This window comes from Nocardia sp. NPDC060259, assembly GCF_042728775.1.
In the GTDB taxonomy this organism is placed as follows: domain Bacteria; phylum Actinomycetota; class Actinomycetes; order Mycobacteriales; family Mycobacteriaceae; genus Nocardia.
Map to the genome: position 1 here is coordinate 87,674 of NZ_JBHXAY010000011.1, position 24,498 is coordinate 112,171.

At 68.2% G+C, this 24,498-nt stretch carries 23 protein-coding genes; 15 read left to right on the forward strand and 8 right to left on the reverse strand.

The annotated features are described in order from the left end of the window. Nucleotides 1-30: 30 nt before the first annotated feature. Complete coding sequence (locus ACFWF2_RS07650; RefSeq protein WP_379305675.1) at nucleotides 31-1,248, forward strand: CHAT domain-containing protein; 1,218 nt, start codon at nucleotides 31-33, stop codon at nucleotides 1,246-1,248. 1 nt (nucleotide 1,249) lies between these two features. Here ACFWF2_RS07650 and ACFWF2_RS07655 read toward each other — a convergent pair whose 3' ends face one another. From ACFWF2_RS07655 to ACFWF2_RS07675, 5 genes are all read right to left on the reverse strand, one after another. Beyond that, nucleotides 1,250-2,317 carry an alpha/beta hydrolase gene (locus tag ACFWF2_RS07655; protein WP_379305677.1) on the reverse strand — a complete coding sequence of 356 codons (1,068 nt, stop codon included), beginning with the start codon at nucleotides 2,315-2,317 and terminating at the stop codon, nucleotides 1,250-1,252. Nucleotides 2,318-2,467: 150 nt separating this feature from the next. Then, the gene (locus ACFWF2_RS07660) at nucleotides 2,468-2,764 is read right to left on the reverse strand and encodes a hypothetical protein (RefSeq protein ID WP_379305679.1); all 297 of its coding nucleotides are present in this window, start codon (nucleotides 2,762-2,764) and stop codon (nucleotides 2,468-2,470) included. A 105-nt stretch (nucleotides 2,765-2,869) separates the two neighbouring features. Continuing rightward, nucleotides 2,870-3,595: an amino acid ABC transporter ATP-binding protein gene (locus tag ACFWF2_RS07665; protein ID WP_379305681.1), complete on the reverse strand. Its 726-nt coding sequence runs from the start codon at nucleotides 3,593-3,595 to the stop codon at nucleotides 2,870-2,872. Between the two features lie 70 nt (nucleotides 3,596-3,665). Further along, entirely contained in the window at nucleotides 3,666-5,459 is a 1,794-nt protein-coding gene (locus ACFWF2_RS07670) for an ABC transporter substrate-binding protein/permease (protein ID WP_379305683.1), read from the reverse strand. 69 nt (nucleotides 5,460-5,528) lie between these two features. Then, nucleotides 5,529-6,323, reverse strand: a complete 795-nt coding sequence (locus ACFWF2_RS07675; protein ID WP_379305685.1) for an LLM class F420-dependent oxidoreductase — start codon at nucleotides 6,321-6,323, stop codon at nucleotides 5,529-5,531. Between the two features lie 144 nt (nucleotides 6,324-6,467). Between ACFWF2_RS07675 and ACFWF2_RS07680 the strand changes: the two genes are divergently transcribed. Continuing rightward, nucleotides 6,468-7,550 (forward strand): ABC transporter ATP-binding protein, encoded by a 1,083-nt coding sequence (locus ACFWF2_RS07680; RefSeq protein ID WP_379305687.1) that lies wholly within the window; start codon nucleotides 6,468-6,470, stop codon nucleotides 7,548-7,550. A 139-nt stretch (nucleotides 7,551-7,689) separates the two neighbouring features. Next, nucleotides 7,690-8,337: an NADPH-dependent F420 reductase gene (locus tag ACFWF2_RS07685; RefSeq protein WP_379305689.1), complete on the forward strand. Its 648-nt coding sequence runs from the start codon at nucleotides 7,690-7,692 to the stop codon at nucleotides 8,335-8,337. A gap of 6 nt (nucleotides 8,338-8,343) precedes the next feature. Here ACFWF2_RS07685 and ACFWF2_RS07690 read toward each other — a convergent pair whose 3' ends face one another. Beyond that, nucleotides 8,344-8,865: a winged helix-turn-helix transcriptional regulator gene (locus ACFWF2_RS07690; protein ID WP_379305691.1), complete on the reverse strand. Its 522-nt coding sequence runs from the start codon at nucleotides 8,863-8,865 to the stop codon at nucleotides 8,344-8,346. Nucleotides 8,866-8,958: 93 nt separating this feature from the next. Between ACFWF2_RS07690 and ACFWF2_RS07695 the strand changes: the two genes are divergently transcribed. From ACFWF2_RS07695 to ACFWF2_RS07720, 6 genes are all read left to right on the forward strand, one after another. Next, on the forward strand, nucleotides 8,959-10,128 hold the full coding sequence (locus tag ACFWF2_RS07695) for a thiolase family protein (RefSeq protein ID WP_379305693.1): 1,170 nt from the start codon (nucleotides 8,959-8,961) through the stop codon (nucleotides 10,126-10,128). Between the two features lie 94 nt (nucleotides 10,129-10,222). Further along, on the forward strand, nucleotides 10,223-11,188 hold the full coding sequence (locus ACFWF2_RS07700; RefSeq protein WP_379305695.1) for an o-succinylbenzoate synthase: 966 nt from the start codon (nucleotides 10,223-10,225) through the stop codon (nucleotides 11,186-11,188). Between the two features lie 252 nt (nucleotides 11,189-11,440). Beyond that, on the forward strand, nucleotides 11,441-14,239 hold the full coding sequence (locus ACFWF2_RS07705) for a TIR domain-containing protein (protein WP_379305697.1): 2,799 nt from the start codon (nucleotides 11,441-11,443) through the stop codon (nucleotides 14,237-14,239). 115 nt (nucleotides 14,240-14,354) lie between these two features. Continuing rightward, nucleotides 14,355-14,882: a hypothetical protein gene (locus ACFWF2_RS07710; RefSeq protein ID WP_379305699.1), complete on the forward strand. Its 528-nt coding sequence runs from the start codon at nucleotides 14,355-14,357 to the stop codon at nucleotides 14,880-14,882. Nucleotides 14,883-14,921: 39 nt separating this feature from the next. After that, nucleotides 14,922-15,353, forward strand: coding sequence for a MarR family winged helix-turn-helix transcriptional regulator (locus ACFWF2_RS07715; RefSeq protein WP_379305701.1), 432 nt, complete (start codon nucleotides 14,922-14,924; stop codon nucleotides 15,351-15,353). An 8-nt stretch (nucleotides 15,354-15,361) separates the two neighbouring features. Beyond that, nucleotides 15,362-15,784, forward strand: a complete 423-nt coding sequence (locus ACFWF2_RS07720) for an organic hydroperoxide resistance protein (protein WP_379305703.1) — start codon at nucleotides 15,362-15,364, stop codon at nucleotides 15,782-15,784. Between the two features lie 99 nt (nucleotides 15,785-15,883). Here ACFWF2_RS07720 and ACFWF2_RS07725 read toward each other — a convergent pair whose 3' ends face one another. Together ACFWF2_RS07725 and ACFWF2_RS07730 are read right to left on the reverse strand one after the other, a co-directional pair. Then, nucleotides 15,884-16,408 carry a TIGR04338 family metallohydrolase gene (locus ACFWF2_RS07725; protein ID WP_379305705.1) on the reverse strand — a complete coding sequence of 175 codons (525 nt, stop codon included), beginning with the start codon at nucleotides 16,406-16,408 and terminating at the stop codon, nucleotides 15,884-15,886. A gap of 300 nt (nucleotides 16,409-16,708) precedes the next feature. Then, entirely contained in the window at nucleotides 16,709-17,509 is an 801-nt protein-coding gene (locus tag ACFWF2_RS07730; protein WP_379305733.1) for a DUF2786 domain-containing protein, read from the reverse strand. Between the two features lie 187 nt (nucleotides 17,510-17,696). Here ACFWF2_RS07730 and ACFWF2_RS07735 point away from each other — a divergent pair, with 187 nt between their 5' ends. The 6 genes from ACFWF2_RS07735 (at nucleotide 17,697) to ACFWF2_RS07760 (ending at nucleotide 24,459) form a co-directional block, all read left to right on the forward strand. Further along, complete coding sequence (locus tag ACFWF2_RS07735; RefSeq protein WP_379305707.1) at nucleotides 17,697-18,974, forward strand: ABC transporter substrate-binding protein; 1,278 nt, start codon at nucleotides 17,697-17,699, stop codon at nucleotides 18,972-18,974. Nucleotides 18,975-19,019: 45 nt separating this feature from the next. Beyond that, nucleotides 19,020-19,997: a carbohydrate ABC transporter permease gene (locus ACFWF2_RS07740; protein ID WP_379305709.1), complete on the forward strand. Its 978-nt coding sequence runs from the start codon at nucleotides 19,020-19,022 to the stop codon at nucleotides 19,995-19,997. Between the two features lie 11 nt (nucleotides 19,998-20,008). Then, complete coding sequence (locus tag ACFWF2_RS07745; RefSeq protein WP_378852234.1) at nucleotides 20,009-20,896, forward strand: carbohydrate ABC transporter permease; 888 nt, start codon at nucleotides 20,009-20,011, stop codon at nucleotides 20,894-20,896. 118 nt (nucleotides 20,897-21,014) lie between these two features. Continuing rightward, a complete protein-coding gene (locus ACFWF2_RS07750) occupies nucleotides 21,015-23,360 on the forward strand; it encodes a transglycosylase domain-containing protein (protein WP_379305711.1) in 2,346 nt (781 codons plus the stop codon). Nucleotides 23,361-23,563: 203 nt separating this feature from the next. Further along, nucleotides 23,564-24,025, forward strand: coding sequence for a GyrI-like domain-containing protein (locus ACFWF2_RS07755; protein WP_379305713.1), 462 nt, complete (start codon nucleotides 23,564-23,566; stop codon nucleotides 24,023-24,025). A gap of 2 nt (nucleotides 24,026-24,027) precedes the next feature. Next, the gene (locus ACFWF2_RS07760) at nucleotides 24,028-24,459 is read left to right on the forward strand and encodes a GyrI-like domain-containing protein (protein ID WP_379305715.1); all 432 of its coding nucleotides are present in this window, start codon (nucleotides 24,028-24,030) and stop codon (nucleotides 24,457-24,459) included. Nucleotides 24,460-24,498: the final 39 nt, after the last annotated feature.

Genomic DNA, 24,498 nt, shown 5'->3' on the forward strand with positions numbered 1-24,498 from the left:
GCTCACAAGGCACCGACCGCGTTCATTCGAATGGCCGACGCGGGCGATGTCTACGTGTCCTGGCGCTGGGCCGACGACGCGCTGGCGCGCGGGGTGGGCATGGTCCCCCAGGACGACGTCCGGGCGACGTTGCGACTGCTGGCCGACGCGGTGCCGAATCCGTCGCGGCCCGATGACCTGCGGCGGGTGCTGACCACGGGCGCGCTCGCCGAACCCGATGCGGAAAACCGGCTGGCGCAAGCGCTGTCACGCACCCTGCTGCCGTACGGATTGGCAGTGCAGCTCTACGAACTGTCGCAGCGCGGAGTTCGGCCACATCTGCGGATTCAGCCGTCCCCGCGGTTGGCGCAGGTGCCGTGGGAGATCATCGCGCCCGATCCACAGATCCGGCTGCTCGATATCGCCGATGTCAGCCTGCTCGCCCCGGTGTCGGTGGTCCACTCGCCGGAGCGAATCGTGCACCGCTGGAGCGATACTCGCGAGCTGCCGGTCGTAGCGGTACTCGATCCCCGTGTTCCCGGGTTCAGAGCCGACTCCGAGCTCGGTTCCGTACTGGGCAGGCCAAGCGCGGAAACCCTGGTGGCCCAGCACTTCCGGAATTATCGCGACCGAGTGGTGCCCACGGTCGCCGATTCCGTCGACCTGTTCCGCCGAACCGATACCGATCGCACCTGGCTATCGGAGGTACTCAGAGCGGGCGCGAGCAGACTCGTCTACGTCGGCCACGTCACCTCTCCCGCACCGGAATCCGGCGAGAGCGAGCACGCGGAGCTGCACCTGAGCTGCACCGCCGACACCCGTGGCTTCGCGGCACCGAATCGCACGCACCGCCCGCTCTCGGCCAAAGACCTCCTGCTCGGCACCTACACCATCGACCCCTCGCCGGTGCCGGGCCGAACACTGTGGCCGATGCCGAGCCGCGTCGCCCTCATCGCCTGCGAAAGCGGCGGCGACCTGCGCTTCACCGAAGCTCTCGGGCTCACCACCGCGGCGCTGTCCGCCGGCGCCGAACTGGTGACGGCGACCCGCTGGCCGCTGCCCACCGACCACGCCTTCCACACCCTCACCGACACCACGACCTACCCGCTGCAAGCCGCCGTCTGCGCCGTGGACACCGCCCACGATTCACCCACACCCATCCCCACCCTGCTGACCTGGCAACGAGCACAGCTGGCCGCATGGCGGAGCGACCCGGCCCCGGAGAACTCCCCGCTGCTCTGGTCCGCCTTCGCCACCGTGACCGACTGACCTATTCGGGCAGGCAGAGCCCCGCGGCGAGGACCGGCCAGGACCGGTAGAAGGCGTCGCGCCAGTATCCCCAGGAGTGGGTGCCGGTGGCTTGACGGTCGAAGGTCGCCGGGATGTGCAGCTCGCTCAGCTTGGCCTCGAGATTGCGCGTGCACCAGTTGACCGCGGCCTCGATGATGCCGCCGACGACGAGCTGGTTCGCCAGACCGAACGGTGTCGGGTTCATCATGTACGGGTCGTCGATGCGGTCGTGCGAACCCGGTAGACCGGAAGCGTCGGAGACGAACAACCTGGTGCCGCGCAGTTTCTCGGCGTGCACGACCGGGTCGTTGGCGGCCCAGGCCGGATCGTCGTCGGCACCGTACATATTGCGGACATCGCCGCCGCCGTAGGTTTCCACCACCAGTTTGGTGAACTGCTTGCCGATCGGGTCAGCGATCTGCGCGCAGCCGCTGTAACCGGCGACGGACTGGTAGAAGCCCGGCCTGGCCTCCGCCAGCTGCAAGACGGCCGTCGCGGTCATCGAGTTGGCGGCGATGGCGTTGACTCCGTTGGTACCCAAGGCCTGGTCGACCAGCGGCGGCAACTCGTCGAGCAGGAAGGTGCGCCACTTGTTGCGGCCCAGCGCCGGGTCGTCGCGCTGCCAGTCGGTGTAGTACGCCCAGGCGCCGCCGATCGGCATCACCACGTTGACGTCCTTGGTAGCGAGGAAGTCGCCGATATCGGTGTTCTGCCACCAGGTCGCCCGGTCCTCACCGCCACCCGCGCCGTTGAGGAGGTACAGCACCGGACGTGGCTCGGACGCGTCCTTGGGACGCTGCACCCGCACCGTGATGCCCTTGTTCATCGCGGCGGAGAAGACGAACATGGTCAGATTGCGATCATCGACCCGGCTGGAGATGATGTGCGATCCGTCGGCCGTGGTCGGCGAGGCGAGCAGCTTCTTCGACTCGATGATGGGATCACGGCCCTCCGCCAGACCGTTGCCCGCGCCGAAGGTGGCTACGCAAGCCGCCAACACACTGCCGGCGATACCGAAGGCCAACGCGCGCCTGACCGATGTTCTCATCTGCCGAAAACTCCCATTTCGTGAATCGGCAGACATACCACTGGCCGCCAGGACACCGACAGTATCCGGGCAGATGATCGATCGTCGAGCCAGAAGTATTACGGGGAAACGAAATCCACCCGGGCACGCGCCCCGGGTGGAATCAGATGATCAGTGTTCGTCGAAGTGACCGTCGTGCGCCGCGTGGCGGTGGCCGTCGTGGATGTAGTCGACGTGATCCCCGTGCGGAACCGCGACATGACCGCAGCCGGGGCCGTGGACGTGGTCGTGGGCGGTGCACTCGACGTGTGCCGAAACCTCGCACTCGTCGAAGTGGCCCGCGTGTTCGCGGTGCAGGTGGCCGTCGTGGACATAATCGACGTGATCCCCGTGCGGGACGGCGACATGGCCGCAGGTCGGGCCGTGGACGTGGGTGTGTTCGGGGTGCTCTACGTGTGCCGTTGTCATGCGGATCTCCCTGTACTCGTACCGGTCGATTGCAGCTGGAGCATGTCCGACATTAACAGTTGCGCATGCGTTGCTGCGACCCCGCCGACCGGCCCGAAGACCTGGTCAGAGGACCTGATCGAGGAAGCGGCGCAGCCGCGGGGTCTTGGCGTCGTCGAACAGCGCGTCGGGGGTCCCGGTCTCCACGACGACGCCCTGATCCATGAACACGACGCTGTCGGAGACGCTGCGGGCGAAGCCCATCTCGTGGGTCACCACGATCATCGACATGCCGCCCGAGGCGAGGTCGGCCATGAGCGCGAGCACGCCCTTGACCAGTTCGGGGTCGAGCGCCGAGGTGGCCTCGTCGAAGAACATCAGTTCCGGCTTCATGGCGAGCGCGCGGGCGATGGCGACGCGCTGCTGCTGGCCGCCCGACAGCGCGCCGGGCCTGGCATCGGCCTTGTCGGCCAGGCCGACGATCTCCAGCTGTTCCAGCGCCAGCGCCCGCGCCTGCTCGGCGGACAGGCCGCGCAGCTTGCGCGGGCCGAGCGCGACGTTGTCGGCGACGGTCTTGTGCGGGAACAGGTTGAAGTGCTGGAACACCATGCCGATGCGCTGACGCAGCTTGTCGGGGTCAGCGCGCAGCACCGACTTGCCGTCGAGCAGCACATCACCGGAATCGGGTTCGTGCAGCCGGTTGAGCACCCGCAGCAGCGTCGACTTGCCCGAGCCGGACGGGCCGATGACAGTCGTGGCGTGCCCAGCCTCGACGTGGATGTCGACGCCGCGCAGGATGTGGTTGTTGCCCAGCGTCAGGTTCAGACCGGTACCGGTCAGCGATGCACTCATGCTGTGACTCCTTCGCATGCTCGGGCGCCCTGCGTGGTTACGCAAGCTGCCGCCTCCGGGCGCTGACCGATCATGCGCCGCGTCCTTCCGTGATGACGGCCTGCTCGATCGGGTCGGCGGGTGTCGGTTTTCCGGTGCGCATCCGGCTGTCGATGTAGTTCACCAGGTGGGTGAGCGGGATGGTCAGCACCAGATACATCAGGCCCGCCGCGACCAGCGGGGACAGATTGCCGGTCTGGGCGTTGAGGTCGCGGCCGACGGCGAACAGTTCGCGCTGGGAGGCGAGCAGGCCGAGGAAGTAGATCAGCGACGAGTCCTTGATCAGCGCGATGAACTGGTTCATCAGCGCGGGCAGCACCCGGCGCACACCCTGCGGGATCACCACCAGCGTCATCGCCTGGCGGTAGCCGAAACCGATGGCGCGCGCGGCCTCGAGCTGGCCCGGTTCGACCGATTGGATACCGGAGCGGAAGATCTCGCCGATATAGGCGGCCGCGAGCAGCGCCAGCGCGACCGCGCCGAGCCAGTACGGATTGCCGCCGGTCAGGTTCCGGACCACCGGGCCGATGCCGAGGCCGATCAGCAGGATGATCACGACGGCGGGCAGGCCGCGGAAGATGTCGGTGTAGACGCGGGCGGGCCAGCGCAGCCAGCGCGTGCGGGAAATGCCCATCACCGCGAGGAGCATGCCGAGCACGGTGCCGAGCACGCCGGAGACCACCGCCAGGATCAGCGTATTCGGCAGGCCGGTCTTGATCAGATCGGGAAAGGCCTTGCTGTACAACGACCAGTCGAAGAACGTGTCTTTCAACTGCTGCAAGGTCGACTTCTGTGCCACCTGCTCGGTCGTATCCGGCTGGTTCTCGGCGGCGATCGCGGCGAAGTCCGGAAGTTGCGGCGCGGGTGCCGCTTTGGAGCCGGGCTTCCAGCCGGGCGGCAGTTCGCGCGGCACCCAGTCGGCGTAGAGGCTCGCGTAGGTGCCGTCGGCGATCACCGCGTCCAGACCGGAGTTCAGCGCGTCGATGAGCGGCTGGTTGTTCTTGGCGACGGCGTAGCCGACGAAGTTGTCCAGGCTGAAGGTGTTCTCCGACACCACGATTCCGTCACCGGGCTTGATCGCGCCCTCGGCCTGCGCCGACGGCGCGACCCAGGCGTCGACCTGACCGGACTTCAGATTCGCGTAGGCGGTGTTGTAGTCGGGGAACTTCACCGGATCCAGCCGCAGCTGGTTCACCACGAACTCGTCCTGCACCGTGCCCTGCACGACCGCGATGCGGGTGCTCGCGTTCAGGTCGCCGAAGCCCTTGATGGCGCTACCCTGCGGCACGACCAGCGAGAAGTAGCCGAAGTCGTAGCCGTTGGTGAACCCGACCAGCTCTCGGCGGGCGTCGGTGGTGGTGATGTTGGACGACCCGACGTCGAACCGCTTGCCCGACACCTGGGCGAGCAGACCGGCGAACTCGGTGCCCGAGAACTCGACTCGCAGGCCGAGTTTCGCCGCGATCGCCTTCAGCAGCTCGTTGTCGAAACCGGTGAACGTGCCCTGCCCGTTCACGCAGATACTCGGCGGCGCGTCCGACAGCGTGCCGACGCTCAGCGTGCCCGGGTTGAGCAGGCCGAGCTTGCTCGTGTCGATCGACTCGACCGGCGCGGTGGTCTGCGTCGTGTACCGGTCGGTGCCCGCGGTCTCCGAGGAGGCGAGATTGTTCGGCGCTGCCGAGGCGGCACTCTGGCCCGGTGGGGAACACAGATCCCGCGTCGCCGTTTCGCCGTCCCCGCCCCCACACCCGGTCGCGGCCACGCCGACAAGCAGCAACAACGCGGCGATCCGCGCCTTGGTTCGCACAGCACGCACACCAGCCATGGCGATAAACCCTAGCCGCAACCTCGCACAGTGATGGTTACGCGCCTGTCGGCGACACGGATCGCCTGGTCAGGCGAGGCCTTCGAGCGACTCGGGGTTCACGTCGTCGCGCCACTCGATCGCCCGCTTGACCGTGGTGAGGTCGTAGTCGGGACCGGAAACGCCCACGGTGAACAGGGTGACGCCGGCCGCGTGCAACGCGTCAGCTTTCGCCCGGCCAGGCCACGGAACCGACCGTTCGATGCGCGTCGCGTCGGCGCCGACGGCCGCCGCGTGCTCGGCGAGGACCTTGTTCTTGTGCGTCAGCGCGTCGAGGGCGGCGAAGGAGTGCCAGATGTCGGCGTACTCGGCGACCAGCCGCAGCGTCTTGCGTTCGCCGCCGCCGCCGATGAGGATCGGGATCTCCCTGACCGGCGCCGGATTCAGCTTCGCGAGCCTGGCTTTGATCCGGGGCAGGTTGTCCTTGAGCAGATTCAGCCGGGTGCCCGGCGTGCCGAACTCGTAGCCGTACTCGTCGTAGTCATGCTGGAACCAGCCTGCGCCGATGCTGAGGATGAGCCTGCCGTCGCTGATGTGGTCGACCGTGCGGGCCATGTCGGCGAGCAGGTCGGGATTGCGGTAGCCGCCGCCGGTGACCAGCGCGCCGATCTCGACCCGCTCGGTCTGTTCGGCCCAGGCGCCGAGCATGGTCCAGCATTCGAAATGCGCGCCGACCGGGTCGCCGGTGAGCGGGTAGAAATGGTCCCAATTGAAGACGATGTCGACGCCGGCGTCCTCGGCACGCAGCACCGCGTCGCGGATGAGCGCGTACTCGGGCGCGTGCTGTGGCTGAAGCTGGACTCCGATACGAACTGGACGACTCATACCGTGCTCCTCCGCACTCGGGTGGGCTCCGCGACCGAGGCTACCCGGAATCCGGCGCGGCCTCTCGCCGGCCGCTACGATCCCTGCGACCCTGTACTCGGATCGTCCGGCACGTTCCTGCCGGGATGGGATGTTGATCTACGCATGGCTACCGTGACCTTCGACCGCGCCACCAGGCTCTACGCCGGTGCGACCACACCGGCCGTCGACGCACTCGATCTGGAGATCGCCGACGGCGAATTCCTGGTCCTCGTCGGCCCCTCCGGTTGCGGCAAGTCCACCTCGCTGCGGATGCTGGCCGGCCTCGAAGAGGTCAACGGCGGACGCATTCTGATCGGCGACAACGACGTCACCCATGCCGAGCCCAAGGATCGCGATATCGCGATGGTGTTCCAGAACTACGCCCTCTACCCGCACATGTCGGTCGCGGAGAACATGGGCTTCGCGCTGAAGCTGGCCAAGGTGTCCAAGGCCGAACGCGACGAGCGGGTGCTGGCCGCGGCCAAGCTGCTCGACCTCGAGCAGTACCTGGACCGCAAGCCCAAGGCGCTGTCCGGTGGTCAGCGTCAGCGCGTGGCGATGGGCCGCGCGATCGTGCGCCAGCCGCAGGTGTTCCTGATGGACGAGCCGCTGTCGAACCTCGACGCCAAGCTGCGCGTGCAGACCCGTACCCAGATCGCCCAGCTGCAGCGCCGGCTCGGCACCACCACCGTCTACGTCACCCACGACCAGGTCGAGGCGATGACGATGGGTGACCGCGTCGCCGTGCTCAAGGACGGCCTGCTGCAGCAGTGCGCGTCCCCGCGTGACCTCTACCGCGATCCGGCGAACATGTTCGTCGCCGGGTTCATGGGCTCGCCCGCGATGAACCTGTTCACGCTGCCCGTCGCCGACGGCACCGTCACCATCGGCGGCTACCCGGTGCCGGTGCCGCGCGCGGTGGCCGACGCGGGCGAGGGCACTGTCGTGCTCGGTATCCGTCCCGAGCACCTCGAGGTGGGCGACGGCGGTCTCCGGATGGAGGTCGACGTGGTCGAGGAGCTCGGCTCCGACGCCTATGTCTACGGTCGCGCGGCCTCCGACGGCGCGAACGGGCAGACCGGGGAAACGATTGTGGCGCGGGTGGATTGGCGTAATCCGCCGGCCAAGGGCGAGCTGCTGCGGCTGACCGTCGATCCCGAGCACGTGTACTTCTTCGGCGCCGCGGACGGTCGCAGGCTGCGCTGACCGGGATGGGCCGGCGACCCGGTGTCGCCGGCCCGATTCTGCTCTGCGCATAGTCGCTCGGCAAGGCCTCTCACCTGAACCTATGCTGACCTGGCCCGGCGCTCGCCGGGCGGGGGTTTCTCGGAGACGGGGTAGCGGAATGCGCGTAGCAGTACTCGGCACAGGGCAGGTCGGCCGTCGGCTGGCGAGCAAGCTGGTCGAGATCGGGTACCCGGTGACGATGGGGTCGCGCACGGCCGACAATGCCGACGCCACCGCCTGGGCCGCCGAAACCGGGGGCGCCCACGGCACTTTCGCCGACGCGGCGGCCGCGGCCGAGCTGATCGTCAACGCCACGTCGGGCACTGTCTCGCTGGCTGCGCTGACCGCGGCCGGTGCGGAGAATCTGCGCGGCAAGGTCGTCGTCGACGTGTCGAATCCGCTCGACTTCTCGCACGGCTTCCCACCGAAACTCGTTGTGCCCGAGGAGGGCAGCGTCGCCGAGTCGCTGCAGGCCGCCTTCCCCGACGCGTTCGTCGTGAAGACGCTCAACACCACCAACAATCAGGTGATGGTCGATCCGGCGCGGATCCCCGGCAGACACAGCATCTTCCTCAGCGGCGACGATGCCGACGCCAAGAAGACGGTCACCGAGCTGCTCACCGCGTTCGGCTGGGCCCCCGATCAACTCATCGATCTCGGCCCGCTCCACACCGCACGCAGCACCGAGCCGATGGTTCTGCTCTGGGTGAGCCTGTTCCAGGCACTGGGCACCGAGGATGTGAACATAGGCGTTTTCAGCGCCTGAGCCGGGTCACTGCTCGCGCTTCGCCGCCTTGCGGGCGCGTAGATAGTCCTGGTTGACCCGGACCGCCAGCCGCTCGAGTTCGACCTCGGTCCCGTCGGCGCTGCGCAACTCGACCCGGACCGGCTCGCCGGTCTCGGCGTCGACGCGCAGCAGCGGCGGCGGGCCGGGTTGCAGGTAGGTGTCGCCCCACTGCCAGAGCGCGACGACCGCGGGGAGCAGGTCGCGGCCCATCTCGGTGAGGACGTATTCGTTGCGGGTGCGCTTGCCCTCTTCCTGGTAGGGGCGCTTTTCCAGGAGGCCTGCCGCGGTGAGCTTGCGGAGCTGGCCTGCCGCGGCGGCATCGGTGATGCCGACGCGGCGGGCGAAGCCGTCGAAGCGGGTGGTGCCGTAGTAGGCCTCGCGCAGGATGAGCATCGCCGAGCGGGTGCCGATCAGGTCCATGGCTCTGGCAATGGAACAGCCCGCGGTATCCCACCTGCTCAGATCGGCCAGGGGTCCTTCCATCACGGCTGCCATGACCGACATCATACCCACATCTGACTTGAGTAGATGATAGTTAGCGCCTACGCTGACTATTGTTGGATAGAGCCAGAGTCGGCTCACCGTCGAAAGAGGACTCCCATGCGAGACGCGGTCATCGTCGAAGCGGTACGCACCCCCATCGGCAGGGGCAAACCGAACGGCGCACTCCACGACGTCCACCCCGTCGACCTGCTCGCGCACAGCCTGCGCGCGGTGATCGAGCGCAGCGGCATCGACCCGGCCCTGGTCGACGACGTGATCGGCGGCATCGTCACCCAGGTCGGCGAGCAGGGTTCGAACATGACCCGGCGGGCCGCGCTGGCGGCCGGGTATCCCGAATCGGTGCCGGCCACCACTGTCGACCGGCAGTGCGGGAGCAGTCAGCAGGCCATTCACTTCGCCGCGCAGGGGGTGATCGCGGGTGCGTACGACATCGTCGTCGCGGCCGGTGTGGAGTCGATGGGCCGGGTTCCCATGGGCGCCAACCTGATCGGGGCCACCGACCTGTCCGGCGTCGCGTTCGCCGAGCGGTACCCGGATGAGCTTGTGCCCCAGGGCATCAGCGCCGAACTCATCGCCGCCAAGTGGGGACTGACCCGCACCCAGCTCGACGAGTTCGCGCTCGGCAGCCACGAAAAGGCCGCCCGCGCAACCAAAGACGGGCTCTTCGCGGCCGAGCTCGCGGCGCTGAACGGATTGGCCACCGATGAGGGCATCCGGGTCGGTTCCACCCTGGAGACGCTCGGCAAGCTGAAGCCCGCCTACTACGACCCGGCCATGGCGGCCCGTTTCCCGCAGATCGGCTGGGAGATCACGGCGGCCTCGGCCAGTCAGGTCAGCGACGGCAGCGCCGCGGTGCTCATCATGTCCGGCGAACGCGCCGCCCAGCTCGGCCTGCGCCCATTGGCCCGGCTGCACAGCTTCGCCGTCGCCGGCGACGACCCGCTGCTCATGCTCACCGCGGTCATCCCCGCCACCGAGAAGGTCCTGCGCCGGGCAGGCCTGCGACTCGACGACATCGATCTGATCGAGATCAACGAGGCCTTCTCGCCGGTCGTCCTGGCCTGGGCCGAGGAAACCGGCGCCGACCTGAGCAAAGTCAACGTCAACGGCGGCGCCATCGCCCTCGGCCACCCCCTCGGCGCCTCCGGCGCCCGCCTCACCACCACCCTCGTCCACGCCCTCCACCAGCGCGGCGCCCGCTACGGCCTGCAAACCATGTGCGAAGCGGGCGGCCTCGCCAACGCCACCATCATCGAACGCCTCTGACCTCACCCCCGTGACGGCGCTGAGGTCAGCGCCGTCACGGGCGGTTCGGCATCGACTGATCCGGCTCGGTGTAGGCGACCTCTACGATCGCGGGGTGGGCGCCGACACGTTCGTTTATGCGATTCCGCTGCGTACGCGGTTTCGGGGGATCACTGTGCGTGAGGGGATGTTGATTCGGGGGCCGTTGGGGTGGGGGGAGTTCTGTGCGTTTCCCGAGTATGACGATCGGGAGGCGGCGGGGTGGTTGGCTACGGCGGTGGAGCAGGCGACGGTGGGGTGGCCTGCGCCGGTGCGGGATCGGGTGCCGGTGAATTGCACCGTGCCCGCTGTCGATGCCGAGCGGGCTGGGCGGATTGTGCGTGAGTCGGGTTGTGCGACAGCGAAAGTGAAGGTGGCCGATCATCCCGGGTCGTTGAGTGAGGATCTGGCACGGGTGGCTGCGGTGCGGGAGGCCATCGGGGCCGATGGGGCGGTTCGGGTGGATGCCAATGCGGTGTGGGATGTGGAGACCGCGGTTCGGCATATCGGCGAGATCGACCGGGCTGCCGGTGGATTGGAGTATGTCGAGCAGCCGTGCCGGACGGTCGAGGAATTGGCCGAGGTGCGGCGGCGGGTTTCGGTGCCGATCGCGGCGGACGAGTCGATTCGGCGGGCGGAGGATCCGCTGCGGGTCGCGGTGGCGGGGGCCGCTGATGTCGCGGTGCTGAAATGCACTCCGCTGGGCGGGGTTCGGCGGGCGTTGGCCGTTGCCGAGGCGGCCGGGCTGCCGACCGTGGTGTCGTCGGCGTTGGAGACGAGTGTCGGGCTGGCCGCCCAGATCGCGTTGGCAGGCGCACTGCCGCAGCTCGAATTCGCCTGTGGACTGGGGACTCTCGCACTGTTCGAGGGCGATCTTGTCGCCGAATCGCTGATGCCGGTGAACGGGTGGCTCGAGGTTCCGACGATCGCGCCGGAACCGGACCCTGCGTTGCTCGACAAGTACCGGCATCCCGATCCGCAGCGGACCGAGTGGTGGTTGCGGCGGTACGAGCGGGTCAGCGCACTGCTCGACGCGGACTGATACCGCGACGCTGAACCTCGCCACCGAGTGGTCGTCGCGGCGCCGCGAGCCGGTCGGAGCGTTGCTCGACACGGGCTGATTCCGCGCCGCTGAATTTGGTGGCTCGGTGGCTGCCTGCCCGAGTTGGTAGCCGGTCGACCGCGGGCCGGCCATCTCTCGCGAAGCCGAGTAGTGGACTACCCGCGATATCCGCGCGCCGAAGCGGGAGGCTCAGAAAGTCCAGTTCATGAGCCTTTTCGTGGAGATGAGCCCATGTCCGTGCAGGCCGATGCCGCCCCGGGACGGTTGACTCACGCGCAGGGGGCGGCGTTCACCTACGACGCCTTTATTTCCTATACCCACCACGATCGCCCGGTCGCGGCGGGAATCCAGTCCGGTCTGCACCGCATCGGCAGGCGTGTGGGTCAGCTGCGCGCGCTGCGGGTGTTCCGGGATGCCACCGATCTGACCGCCAGCCCCGACCTGTGGGGCAAGGTCGCCGAAGCGATGGACCGCGCCCGGTATCTGATCGTCGTCCTCTCCCCGCAGGCCGCCGCCTCGCGCTGGGTCGACAAGGAAGTCGCCCACTGGCTGCGGCGGCGGGGTGCGGATGAGCTGCTGTTCGTGGTGGCCGACGGGCATCTGCGCTGGGACGAAGCCACCGGACGGTTCGATCCGGATCGTTCCGATGTCGCGCTGCCGGCGCTCACCGAGCCGGGGGTGCTGCCCACCGAACCGTTCTACGTCGACGTCAGCGCGGACGCGCCGTGGGATCCACGCGCGCCGCTGTTCCGGGAGAAAGTCACCGACCTGGCCGCACCGATCCACGGCAAGCCGAAATCAGAGCTGGCCGGTGAGGATCTGCGGGAGCAGCGGCGCTTCCGGCGGTTGCGGCGGGCCGCGGTCATCGGGCTGGTCGTGCTGACCGTGCTCGCGGTCGCCGCGGCCACGATCGCCGTCGTCAAACAGCGAGAGGCGATACGCCAACGCAACGAGGCCGTCGCCCTGGCTCTGGCCGCCGCGTCGCGTGATGCCGCCACCGGCAATTCCGCGCTCGCGCTCGCGCTCGCCGCGGAGAGCAGCCGGGCGACACCGGTGCCCCTGTGGCAGTCCACCAGCGCTATGGTCAACGCCCGCATCGCCTTCGGCCGAAGCCCGGGACAGCCCGCCCTCCCACCGGTCACCGGCCACGTCGACTGGGTGTACGACGTGGCGTTCAGCCCGAACGGCAGCCGGATCGCCACCGGGAGCAGTGATGCGACGGTGCGGCTGTGGGACCCGGCGACCGGCAAGCAGATCGGCGAACCGATCGTCGCCGACCCGGACGAGGTATTCGCGGTAGCTTTCAGTCCCGACGGCACCCGGCTGGCCACCGGAGGGGAGGATCGAGCCGTGCGGCTGTGGGACGCGGCGACCGGTCAGCAGATCGGCGAACCACTCACCGGCCACACCGACCTGGTGAACGACGTGGCGTTCAGCCCGAACGGCACTCTGCTGGCCTCCAGCAGCAAGGACGGCACCGTGCGGCTGTGGAACCCCACGACCGGCGCGCCGATCGGCGAGTCGATCACCGCCGACCCCGAGGTCGTGTGCGCCGTGGCATTCAGCCCGGACGGCACGCTGCTGGCCACCGCCGATGCCGATCGAACCGTGCGGCTGTGGAATCCGTCGACAGGCGCGCAGGTCGGTTCCGATCTGGTCGGCCATACGGATTGGGTAGCCGACGTGACCTTCAGCCCGGACGGCACCCGGCTGGCCACCACCGGCGCGGACGACACCGTGCGACTATGGGATCCCACCACCGGCCTGCCCATCGGCGAACCTCTCACCGGCCACACCGACACGGTGCTTTCGGTGGCTTTCAGCCCGGACGGTACCCGGCTCGCCACCGGGGGCATCGACACGACCGTGCGATTGTGGGACCCGACCACCGGTAAACAGGCCGGCGAACCTCTGACAGGCCACACCGGTGAGGTGAAGGCGGTGGCGTTCAGCCCGGATGGCAGGCGGCTGGCCACCACCAGCGACGACGCAACCATGCGGTTGTGGAACCTCATCTCCGATGGGTCGGTCAGCAAACCGCTCACCGGCCACACCGGACTGGTGACCGATGTGGCGTTCAGCCCGAACGGGGCCCTGTTGGCATCCAGCGGCACGGACGGCAGCGTGTGGTTGTGGGACCCGCGCACCGGTGGCCCGGTCGGCGAACCGCTCACCGGCCACACCGGCGCGGTGAGCGCGTTGGCCTTCAGCCCGGACAGCACCCTATTGGCCACCACAGGCGCGGATCGCACCGTACGGCTGTGGAATCCCACCACCGGGCAATCCACCGGCCCACCTCTCGTCGGTCACACCAGCGGGGTTTTCGATGTCGCGTTCAGTCCGGACGGCACCCGGCTGGCCACCGCGGGCGATGACAAGACGGTGCGCCTGTGGGACGTCAGCACTGGTCAGCTGATCGGCAAACCACTTGGAGGCCACTTCGGCCCGGTGTACTCGGTGGCGTTCAGCCCGGACGGCACCCGGCTGGCTTCCACCAGCAAGGCTCCGCAGCCCATGCGACTGTGGGATCTCACCGCCGACCGGCCGGTCGGCGAACCAGTCACCGAGCGCACAGAGGTGTTCGCCGCGGTCGCCTTCAGCCCGGACGGCACTCGACTGGCGACCGCGGGCTCCCAACGCACCGTGAAGCTGTGGGACCCGCGCACCAGACAACCCACCCGGCCTCCACTCACCGGCCACACCGACGGTGTGAATACTGTCGCGTTCCGGCCGGACGGAATTCTGCTGGCTTCGGCAGGCAGCGACCAGACCGTTCGGCTATGGGACCTAGCCACCGGTCGCGCGATCGGTGCTCCGCTCACCGGTCACACCGATGGTGTGTTCTCGGTGGCCTTCAGTCCGGACGGTTCTCAGCTGGCCACCGCGAGCGAGGACCGGACCATCCGGCTGTGGGACCGACTCTGGGACGCGGACAAGGCGTGTGAGCTCGCCACTCCCTACGTCACCCTCGCCGAGGTGCAGTCCTACCTACCCTCCGACTGGGACACGACATGCCGATACGCGAAGTAGGTCCGAAACCTGGTCGGCCCAGCGGTTTTCACCGCCGACACGAACAGACACCACGGCCGCACCCCAGCAGCGACCGAACGCCCGATCGGCCACACCACACCTCCGGAGGTGGACGGTGACCCACAACGATCAACGATCCGAGCTCAGTAACCGGCTGTGGAACGAGTCGCCGGAAAGTCGAGTCCCAGAAGGCCAGACCGCCGCTTATGACAATGCGGTGCTCGAGCAGTACCGCCTCTATGTGGAGATGACCGACCGCGTGAGCGCCCGGCGTGGCCTGGCGAATTCCTTCTTCCTGACCCTCAACACAAGCATCTTCGCCTTCGTCCCCCTCTTCGGGAAGTCACCGCCGCCCGATACGGCGGTGTGGCTGGTGATTCCGCTGATCGCTCTCCTGGGCCAGTGCGTCGCCTGGTTCTATCTGGTCCGTAGCTACCGGTTGCTGAACTGCGCCAAGTTCCAGGTGATCGGGGCGCTCGAGGAGCGGCTGCCCGCCTCGCCCTTCTGGAAGGCCGAATGGTGGGCCCTCGGTGAAGGCCGGGATCGGGCGCGGTTTTTGCCGCTGTCCCATATCGAGCAGTGGGTGCCGGTGCTCTTCGCGCTCGCCTATGTCTCGGGGTTTCTCGCCATCGTGTTCCACTGATTGGTTGTGCACAACTTAATTGTGGGCTACATTGTTCTCATGACCGACGGACTCACCCTCGACGAACAGCTGTGTTTCCCGCTGTACGCGGCTTCGCGGGCGATGACGGCGGTCTATCGCCCGAAGCTGGAACAGCTCGGGCTCACGTATCCGCAATATCTGGTGATGCTCGCGTTGTGGGAACACGACGGGCGCAGTGTCGGCGAGCTCGGCAAAGCGCTCGACCTCGACTCGGGAACGTTGTCTCCGCTGCTCAAGCGGCTGGAGGCGACCGGGTTCGTCGAACGTCGGCGGGCGGCCGAGGACGAACGCCGGGTCGACATCGTGCTCACCGGACACGGGCGGTCGCTGCGCGCCGAGGCGTGCAGGATTCCGGCCGAGATGGCCGAGATCGCGGGACTGTCCGTCGACGAGATCACCGCACTGCGCGGACTACTGCGCAAACTCACCGATTCCCTCACAGAGAAATGAGAGCTCCCATGCAGGTCCTCTACACCGCCGAAGCCCTGGCCAGCGGCGAAGGCCGCACCGGCACCGCGCGCACCACCGACGGCAAGCTCGACGTCGTGCTCGCCCCGCCGAAGGAGTTGGGCGGCGACGGTGCGGGCACCAACCCCGAGCAGCTGTTCGCGGCCGGTTACGCCGCCTGCTTCCACTCGGCGCTGCGCCTGGTCGGCAAGAAGGCGGGCGCGGATATCGCGGATTCCGCTGTCGGCGCGCAGGTTTCGATCGGCCCGAACGACAACGGCGGATTCCAGCTGGCCGTCACCCTCGAGGTCACGCTGCCGCACCTGTCGCGTGAGGACGCGCAGGCGCTGGCCGAGGCCGCGCACCAGGTGTGCCCGTACTCCAACGCGACCCGCGGCAATATCGCGGTCGACGTGCAGGTCGCCGAGGACTGATCGGCGCTCGGGTCCGGCATATTCGTGCAATTCGCTCGGCTTCGGTCGAAATACTGACTGCGTAGCGCCGAACTGCACGAAAATGCCGGACCTTACCGGTCAATTGAAACGAATACCGCACCCGGCGAACGTCGTCCGGATCAGCAGGGCAGCTTCGGGGCCGATCACGCCGTCGACCAATTCGACATAGCGAGTACAGAATTCGGGGCCGTGCGCCGCCTCGTCGGCGGGTGCGAGGTGATGGGCGAGTTCGTGCAACACCACCAGCTCGCGCAACGCCCATGCCGTCGCCCCGGTGTGCAGCGGAACGGCCAGCACCGCGTCGGCCGGTTCGTAGTGGGCGGCCGATGCCCCGGCTCGCGCGCGCACCCGAACCGGCGATCCGGCCCTTTCCCATTGCGCGCGTACCCAGTTCAGCGCCAGGACCTTGTCCACGTAGGACTGCACCGACTCTACTGACGCGAAGCGACGCTCGACGGGCAGCGTGAGCTGTGAACCGTAGACGTCGACGGTGCGATGCCCGAACTCCTGCGCCCGATCGAACACCCCGCGTACCAATTGCTCCGCGTCATAGACCTTGGCCCGCTGGGAATCTCGGCGGCGGTGCGGATCACCCGACGCCACAGCACGCTCCGGTCGCCGCCCTCGGCCCGCACATACTCCTCCGACTCCGGTGCTCGGCGGCACGCACCCGCACAAGGCACCGCGCAGAAGGTCGCTCAGCTGTCGATCCGGTCGTTCGCGCCCGCCCTACCGAGAACGCGGCCGATGCAGATACCCACAGTCGTGCGGTTTCGGCTGTCCGCCGAGCTTGTCCCGGCGCATCGCCCTCGCCGTGCGCTCGCATCAGCCCGTGAGTTTCACCCGCGCTGCGGGCGGCCCGGGCTATTCGCCGAGCCTGTACCGGCGCATCGCCGTCCGGTCTCATCGCCCCGTGATTTTCGCCCGCGCGGCGGGTAATTCCGGCGACGTTCCGAGCCGGGCGGTGCGCCCGGCCCGATCACCCGCGCGCCGGGCTGCCGCCGAGTGGCCGGTGGAGGTCTGGGGTCCGCGCCAGGTACCGCGGGCCTCCGAGGTGGCCGTGTAGAAGTCGGTGAGGGCGACTTCCTTGTCGCGCAGGGCCAGTGCGGTACCTGTCGACTCGGCCGGGGTCTCCTCAGCAACGACCTCGGCCTTCACCTCCGCCAGGCGCGCGCCGACGCGGGCGGCGAAGGCCATCTGGAAATTCAGCCGCGCGGTCACCCCGGCCACCGGCGCTTCGACCTTGCGGCGCACAGTGCGCCCGAAGCGCTTCTCCGCGACGATCTTGACGACCGTCGCCTCCCGGTACGCGCCGGATTTGATGTAGTGATCCGAGGCACGAACCATCTGGATCAGCAGGCTCGCGTACAAGGCTTCGCAGGCGTCGATGTCGGCGGTGAAACCGTAGGCGTACACCTGGGCGGAGCTGCGGGCGACATCGCAGCGCACATCGTTGGCCGTGGCGATCGCGACGAACAGCTGGACGTAGGTGCGCAGTCCTTTTCGACCTGGTTCGCCGATCGGGATGATCCGCTGCACCGGTGCCGACCTGCGCTCACGGTCGGCGACGTGGGAGCGGGCTACCGCGAGATCGATCGAGGACTTCGTGGCCAGCCGCTGGGCCGCGGCGAGAAAAGCCTCGGCCTCGTGTTCATTGTCGGTGGCCTCGGCCTTGCGCAGCAAACCGCCGATCCGGGTGAGCATCCGGTCGGGCGTCGACGGCGATGGGCTGGTCACCCCGTCGAGGGTAGGGCACCACACCGACAGTGAACTGACCGGAAAGTAGCTGAATGGACAGGACGATCGGACGCGAGGACCCGCCACCATGTATGTTGCCTTGTGCACCGCACGGGTGTGCTGCTGCTCACGTCTCGACCCTGGAGTGTCTGCGATGGCCTTGAAGTTTGTCCCGAGAGCGACGATGGCTGCTGCCTCGATTGCGTTGCTTACCGCATCGTTCGCCAGTGCCTGCTCCAGCGACAACGGAGGCAACGCGCTCGACCAGAACCTGACGGGCCGCGGCCCGATCACCTACGTCGAGGGTAAGGACACCACCGAAACCGGTGTGGTCAAGCAGCTCATCGACCGGTGGAACGCCGCGCACCCGAACGAGCAGGTGACGTTCAAGGAGCAGTCGGCCGACGCCAACCAGCAGCACGACGACCTCGCCGAGCACTTCCGCGCCAAGCAGGACGGCTACGACGTCGTCGCCCTCGATGTGCCGTGGACAGCGGAATTCGCCGCGAAGGGCTGGATCCAGCCGCTCAAGGACACCTTCGCCATCGACACCGCGCCGCTGCTCGCGCCGACCGTCGCCAGCGCCACCTACAACGGCACCCTGTACGCGGCCCCGCGCAACACCAACGGCGGCCTGCTGTACTACCGCAAGGACCTGGTCCCCACCGCCCCGCGGACCTGGAGCGAGATGCTCGGTCAGTGCCAGGTTGCCCGCGACAACAACATCGGCTGCTACGCCGGTCAGCTCGCCCCCTACGAGGGCCTGACCGTGAACACCTCCGAGGTCATCAACGCCTTCGGCGGCAGCTTCGTCGGCGCCGACGGCAAGACCCCGACCGTGAACAGCCCGGAGTCGAAGGCGGGCCTGAAGGTCCTCGTCGACGCCTACAAGAACGGTGACATCCCCAAGGAAGCCATCACCTTCAAGGAAGGCGAGAGCGCCAGCGCGTTCGAGTCCGGCAAGCTGCTGTTCCTGCGCAACTGGCCGTACCTGTACGCCCAGGCCAATGCCGACACCTCCTCGGTGAAGGACAAGTTCGGCGTCGCCCCGCTGCCAGGCAACACCGGCATCGGCGCCTCGACCCTCGGTGGCTACAACGCCGCGATCAGCGCGTTCTCCAAGAACAAGGCCACCGCGGCCGATTTCGTGCGCTACCTGATCAGCGAAGAGGCCCAGCAGATCATCGCCTCGGGCGCGCTGCCGTCGGTGCGCGCCTCGCTCTACGACGACCCGGCCCTGATCGCGAAGATGCCGTACCTGCCCGCGCTGAAGGAATCCATCGCCAGCGCGGTGCCGCGTCCGGTCACCCCGTTCTATCCCGCGGTGTCGAAGGCCATCCAGGACAACGCCTATGCTGCTCTGAACGGCACGAAGTCCGTCGACGACGCCGTCGCCGGCATGCAAAAGGGCATCGAGACCGCCGGTTCGTAGCGGAGCGCGCAGCGGACCCGACCAGACCGTAGGAGAGTAGTAACGGTGTCGGATCCTTCGGGAGCCAAGCAGCGCGGGCTAGCGCTGGAACTGCGACGATCCGGCAAGGCGTGGCTCTTCGTCACGCCGGTGCTCGTCGCGCTGGCCGTGGTCATCGGATATCCGGTGGTCCAGGCGATCTTCATGTCCTTCCAGAAGGACGCCGGGATCGACCCGGCCACCGGCATGTTCGTCGAGGGCGGCAGCGCCGGGCTGAGCAACTACACGCACTGGCTGCTGCAGCAGTGCAACTCGCTCATGGGCACGGTGTCGTGCCCCACCGGCACGCTCGGCTCCCAGTTCTGGTCCGCGGTCGGGGTCACCCTGTTCTTCACGGTGGTGACCGTGTCGCTGGAGGCGATCCTCGGTCTCGGCATGGCCATCGTGATGGGCAAGACCTTCCGTGGCCGGGCCCTGCTGCGCGCGGCGGTGCTGATCCCGTGGGCCATCCCCACCGCCGTCACGGCGCGCCTGTGGGAGTTCATGTTCCAGTACGACGGCGTGGTGAACCGGGTGCTCGGCACCCACATCCTGTGGACCTCCGACGTCTGGGCGTCGCGGTTCGCGGTCATCGCGGCCGACGTCTGGAAGACGACCCCGTTCATGGCGCTGCTGATTCTGGCGGGCCTGCAGGTCATTCCGGCCGACGTGTACGAGGCCGCCAAGGTCGACGGCGCGTCGGCCTGGCAGCGGTTCGTGCACATCACGCTGCCGCTGCTCAAGCCGGCGCTGCTGGTCGCGGTGCTGTTCCGCACGATGGACGCGCTGCGCATGTACGACCTGCCCGCGATCATGACGCTGGGTAACCCCGCGACGAACACCCTGTCGATCCTGGTGGTCGAACAGGTGCGCCAGGGCCCCAACAGCGCCGCAGCGCTCTCGACGATCACCTTCCTGCTCGTCTTCGCGATCGCGTTCGTGCTGGTGAAGGTGCTGGGCGCCAACGCCGTTCGCACGCAGGAAGAACAGCGGAAGGCGAACTGATGAGCATGTCGATGACGAAAGAGGCGCCCGTCGAGCGCGCGGAGGCGCCGGTGCAGCCGGTGTCGTGGCGCAAGCGGATCGGCACCGTGCGGATGTACCTCGGTGTGCTGATCGTGCTGGTGTGGGGCCTTGGGCCGTTCTACTGGATGACGGTCGTCGCGTTCCGCGATCAGGCCTACACCTTCGACAGCACGCCGTGGCCGACCCACGTGACGCTGGACAACTTCCGCAACGCCTTCGACACCAGTCGCGGCAACAACTTCGGCCAGGCGCTGCTCAACAGCGTGATCATCGGTTCGGTGACCACCGCGGTCGCGCTGGCACTCGGTGTGCTCGCCGCGTACGCGCTGGCCAGGATGGCGTTCGCGGGCAAGTACCTGATCTCGGGGCTGATCCTGTCGGCCTCGATGTTCCCCGCGGTCGTGCTGGTGACGCCGCTGTTCCAGCTGTTCACCGATCTGGGCTGGATCGGCGAGTACCAGGCGATGATCATTCCGAACATCTCCTTCGTGCTGCCGATGACGGTCTACATCCTGGCCTCGTTCTTCGCCGAACTGCCCTGGGAGCTGGAAGAAGCCGCGCGCATCGACGGCGCGACCAAGGCGCAGGCGTTCCGGCTGATCATGCTGCCGCTGGCGGCGCCCGCGGTGTTCACCACCGCGATCCTGGCGTTCATCGCCTCGATCAACGAGTACCTGCTCGCCCGGCTGCTGTCCGGGGAGAAGACCAGGCCGGTCACGGTCGCGATCGCCCAGTTCTCCGGCAACGATCCGCTGGTGCAGCCGTACGCGGCGATCATGGCGGCCGGCGTGATCGTCACGGTGCCGCTGGTGATCATGGTGCTGGTGTTCCAGCGCCGCATCATCTCCGGTCTGACCGCCGGTGGCGTGAAGAGCTGATCGGGTGCGGGGCGGCGCGTTCGCCGCCCCCACGCGCTCCTCCCGGGTTCCACGGTCCCCGGCGGGTAGAGTCACCGGAGTCGGTTGCAGGTGAGTTCTTCCGTCGCTCCGGAAGGAGATGGTCGTGGCCTCCGAGGGTGGGCGCCGGCGTTCCGATGCGGACGCGCCGTACACCTCGATCGCCGGATTCAAGGACCCGCTTGTACGTGAGCAGCCGCGCAAAGGCGCGGCGCGGCGAGCACAGGCCGCACGCCTCGCCGACGACGAATCCCGCACCCCACGCACCAGGGGCCAGAAGATCCGGCGGCTGATCACCGCGCTGTTCGTGATCTTCGTCTGCCTGCCGGCGCTGCTGTTCGTCGCGATCTACTGGAGCTCGGAGATCCCCGAGCCCGCCGAGGTCGCCGTCGAACAGCCCGCCACCGTGCTGGCCGCCGACGGCACCACCGTGCTGACGAAATTCATTCCGCCGAAAGGCAATCGGATCCCGATCCCGCTGACCGACGTGCCGCTTCCCGTGCGTGCGGCCGTGCTCGCCGCCGAGGATCGCAATTTCTATACCAACCCCGGCTATTCGACGAGCGGGTTCCTGCGGGCCGCCCGCGACAACCTGCTCGGCAACGACAACGCCGGTGGCGGTTCGACGATCACCCAGCAGTACGTGAAGAACGCCTTCCTCAGCTCCGAGCGCACCGTCACCCGCAAGATGCGCGAGCTGATCATCGCGGCGAAGATGGCGCGGCAGTGGAGCAAGGACGAGATCCTGGCCGCCTACCTCAACACGATCTACTACGGTCGCGGGGCATACGGCATAGCCTCCGCGGCCAAGGCGTATTTCGACAAGCCGGTGCCGGAGCTGACCCTGGCCGAAGGGGCCGTGCTCGCCGCGGTGATCCGCTCACCCTCGGTGCTCGATCCTGAAAACCACCTCGACCAGCTGAAAGCGCGCTGGCAGTATGTGCTCGACGGCATGGTCGAGATGAAGGTGCTCGCCCCCGGCGACCGCGACGCGACGGTGTTCCCGCCGATCATCCCGCTCGCCGACATCCCGGCCGAGCCGGTGGCGCTCGGGCCCGAAGGCCATATCCGTACCCAGGTGCTGCGCGAGCTGCGCGCCGCGGGCCTCAGCGACGCCGACATCAACACGGGCGCACTGCAGATCACCACGACCATCGATCCCGTCGCGCAGGCGGGCGCCGTCGACACGGTGCGTCAGCGGCTGGAGTGGCAGCCGCCGGAACTGCGCGCCGCGGTGGTCTCGATCGATCCGCGCAGCGGCGCGGTGCGCGCCTACTACGGCGGCGAGAACGGCACCGGTTTCGATTTCGCGCAGGCACCGCTGCAAACCGGTTCGTCGTTCAAGGTTTTCGCGCTCGTCGCGGCCCAGCGGCAGGGCATCCCGACAACCAGGGCGATCGACAGCTCGCCGGTGGTCGACCGCGGCACCACGATCACCAACGCGGAGGGCGATTCCTGCGGACGCTGCGCGCTCACCGAGGCGCTCAAACGCTCACTGAACACCAGCTTCTACCGCCTCACCATGACGATGGCCGACGGCCCGCGCTCGGTCGCCGAGGCCGCGCACCTGGCGGGCATCCCCGAGTACATCCCCGGCGTGGAGGACCGAACCCTCACCGAGGCGGGCGATCCCCCGCTCAACGGGATCGTGCTCGGGCAGTATCTGGTGCGCCCGCTCGACATGGCCTCGGCGTACGCGACCCTTGCCGCGTCCGGCGTCTACCACCAGCCGTACTTCGTGCAGCGGGTGAGCGCCGGCGACGGGCGGGTGCTGCTCGACCGCGGCGCGCCGGAAAACCGTGTGGGCGTTCAGCTTCCAGAGCCCGAGCAGCGGATCATCGCGAGCATCGCCGACTCCACCACCCAGGCCATGCTGCCGATCGCCAACTACTCCAACGGGCACGGGCTGGCCGAGGGCAGGCCGTCGGCCGCCAAGACCGGCACCACCCAGCTCGGCGAGAGCAAGGACAACAAGGACGCCTGGATGATCGGCTATACGCCGTCGCTGTCGACGGCGGTGTGGGTCGGCACCGAGCAGCCGCAGCCGTTGCGCAGCGGGCGCGGTGGCGCGATCTGGGGATCCGGCCTGCCCTCCGACATCTGGAAGCAGGTGATGGACACCGCGCTGGCGGGCACGCCCGTCGAGCAGTTTCCCACGCCCGCGCTGCCCGGCCGCGGCGGTTCGCCGGTGCCTGCGCCCGCCGCGCCGGGTGGCGGCAGTCCCTACGACATCCTCAACCCACCGACGAACGCGCCGCGCACCCCGGTGCCGGATCTCATCACGCCGCCGACCACCACGTCACGCAACCCGGCGCCGGAGATCATCGGCCCGCCGACCACCTCGCCACGTAATCCGGCGCCGCTGATCATCATCCCGCCTGCGCCACGCCCCTCCTCCGCGCCCGGCGAATTGTTCCCCGGGCTCGGCGGCGACGGCGGTGGATAGATCACGGATTGGCCACCCGGACCCCACGCCCCCGCGGACATGGCAACATCGTTGGCCAGAGCGCGAACCAGCCCGACCAGTCGGCATCGCCGGTTTGCCGCGACGCGACGACGCGTCGAACGATCCCGGCGCGAAACCTGTCATATCGATGCGGGAAGATATGCGCTCGAGCGACGACGAGACTAGACATAGGGGCTACGCAGGTGGATTTCAATGTCGTTGACCGTCCCGAGATGCTGATCGCGGGCACTGTGCTCCGCAGTCCGGCGCTCGCCGTGGAGGGGCCGCGCCGCGCCAAGGTGGTCGAGGCGTGGCAGCACCTGCAGGCGAGACCGCAGTTACCTGGGCCGATCGCGACGGGGTACGTCGATTTCGCGACGGAAATCAACTCCTACCTGACCCACATCGTCGGCTACGAGTGCAAGACCCTCGCCGATCTCCAGGTCGGTGACGTGCTCGCGCGCATCCCGGCGGGCCGCTACGCCCGCTTCGTCGCCAGCGGCGAGCACCGCGGCGACACCATCGTCGCGCTGTGGCGCCAGATCTGGGACGCCGAGGCAGCCGGTGAGTTCGAGCGTGCGTACTCCGGCGACTACGAGCAGTATCCGGACGAGCGCACGGTCGAGATCTTCGTTTCGCTGATCGACGAGAAGGGCGGCGAATAGCCATGACTGTCGACTTCGAGATCGTCACCCTCGCCGACGGGCTGATCGCGGGACTCACCGTGCCGCTGGCCGGTCGCGAGGTGACCGCCCGCGACCTCGACCTGGTGAACTTCACCTGGGACCGGTACCTATCCAGGGAGAAGACGGTTCCCCGCGCCGCCGCCTACATCGGCCAGAACGACCATGCCGTGGCGGTTCTCGGCTATGAGGTCGACGGGCTCGACGACGTCGACTCCGGCGATGTGCTGACCCGCATCCCGGCGGGCCGCTATGCCAAGTTCGTGGTCTCCGACAAACCTTACGACCTGCTGCGCACCGCGTGGGCCCAGGTCATCAAGGCCGAGAACGCCGGCACCATCACCCGCTCGCACACGGCCGAACTCGAGCGCTACACCGGCCCGACGAGTGTCGAGGTGTACGTCTCGCTGGACTGATAGCAAAAGAGCCGGTGGGCGCGAAAGTTCGCGCCCACC

Coding starts and splice junctions, on each gene's coding strand:
- ACFWF2_RS07685 (WP_379305689.1), top strand. CDS start 7,690: ATGCGCGTAGCAGTACTCGGCACAGGGCAGGTCGGCCGTCGGCTGGCG.
- ACFWF2_RS07650 (WP_379305675.1), top strand. CDS start 31: ATGGCCGACGCGGGCGATGTCTACGTGTCCTGGCGCTGGGCCGACGAC.
- ACFWF2_RS07705 (WP_379305697.1), top strand. CDS start 11,441: ATGTCCGTGCAGGCCGATGCCGCCCCGGGACGGTTGACTCACGCGCAG.
- ACFWF2_RS07655 (WP_379305677.1), bottom strand. CDS start 2,317: ATGAGAACATCGGTCAGGCGCGCGTTGGCCTTCGGTATCGCCGGCAGT.
- ACFWF2_RS07660 (WP_379305679.1), bottom strand. CDS start 2,764: ATGACAACGGCACACGTAGAGCACCCCGAACACACCCACGTCCACGGC.
- ACFWF2_RS07695 (WP_379305693.1), top strand. CDS start 8,959: ATGCGAGACGCGGTCATCGTCGAAGCGGTACGCACCCCCATCGGCAGG.
- ACFWF2_RS07680 (WP_379305687.1), top strand. CDS start 6,468: ATGGCTACCGTGACCTTCGACCGCGCCACCAGGCTCTACGCCGGTGCG.
- ACFWF2_RS07670 (WP_379305683.1), bottom strand. CDS start 5,459: ATGGCTGGTGTGCGTGCTGTGCGAACCAAGGCGCGGATCGCCGCGTTG.
- ACFWF2_RS07665 (WP_379305681.1), bottom strand. CDS start 3,595: ATGAGTGCATCGCTGACCGGTACCGGTCTGAACCTGACGCTGGGCAAC.
- ACFWF2_RS07715 (WP_379305701.1), top strand. CDS start 14,922: ATGACCGACGGACTCACCCTCGACGAACAGCTGTGTTTCCCGCTGTAC.
- ACFWF2_RS07750 (WP_379305711.1), top strand. CDS start 21,015: ATGGTCGTGGCCTCCGAGGGTGGGCGCCGGCGTTCCGATGCGGACGCG.
- ACFWF2_RS07720 (WP_379305703.1), top strand. CDS start 15,362: ATGCAGGTCCTCTACACCGCCGAAGCCCTGGCCAGCGGCGAAGGCCGC.
- ACFWF2_RS07735 (WP_379305707.1), top strand. CDS start 17,697: ATGGCCTTGAAGTTTGTCCCGAGAGCGACGATGGCTGCTGCCTCGATT.
- ACFWF2_RS07690 (WP_379305691.1), bottom strand. CDS start 8,865: ATGATGTCGGTCATGGCAGCCGTGATGGAAGGACCCCTGGCCGATCTG.
- ACFWF2_RS07760 (WP_379305715.1), top strand. CDS start 24,028: ATGACTGTCGACTTCGAGATCGTCACCCTCGCCGACGGGCTGATCGCG.
- ACFWF2_RS07675 (WP_379305685.1), bottom strand. CDS start 6,323: ATGAGTCGTCCAGTTCGTATCGGAGTCCAGCTTCAGCCACAGCACGCG.
- ACFWF2_RS07745 (WP_378852234.1), top strand. CDS start 20,009: ATGACGAAAGAGGCGCCCGTCGAGCGCGCGGAGGCGCCGGTGCAGCCG.
- ACFWF2_RS07730 (WP_379305733.1), bottom strand. CDS start 17,509: ATGCTCACCCGGATCGGCGGTTTGCTGCGCAAGGCCGAGGCCACCGAC.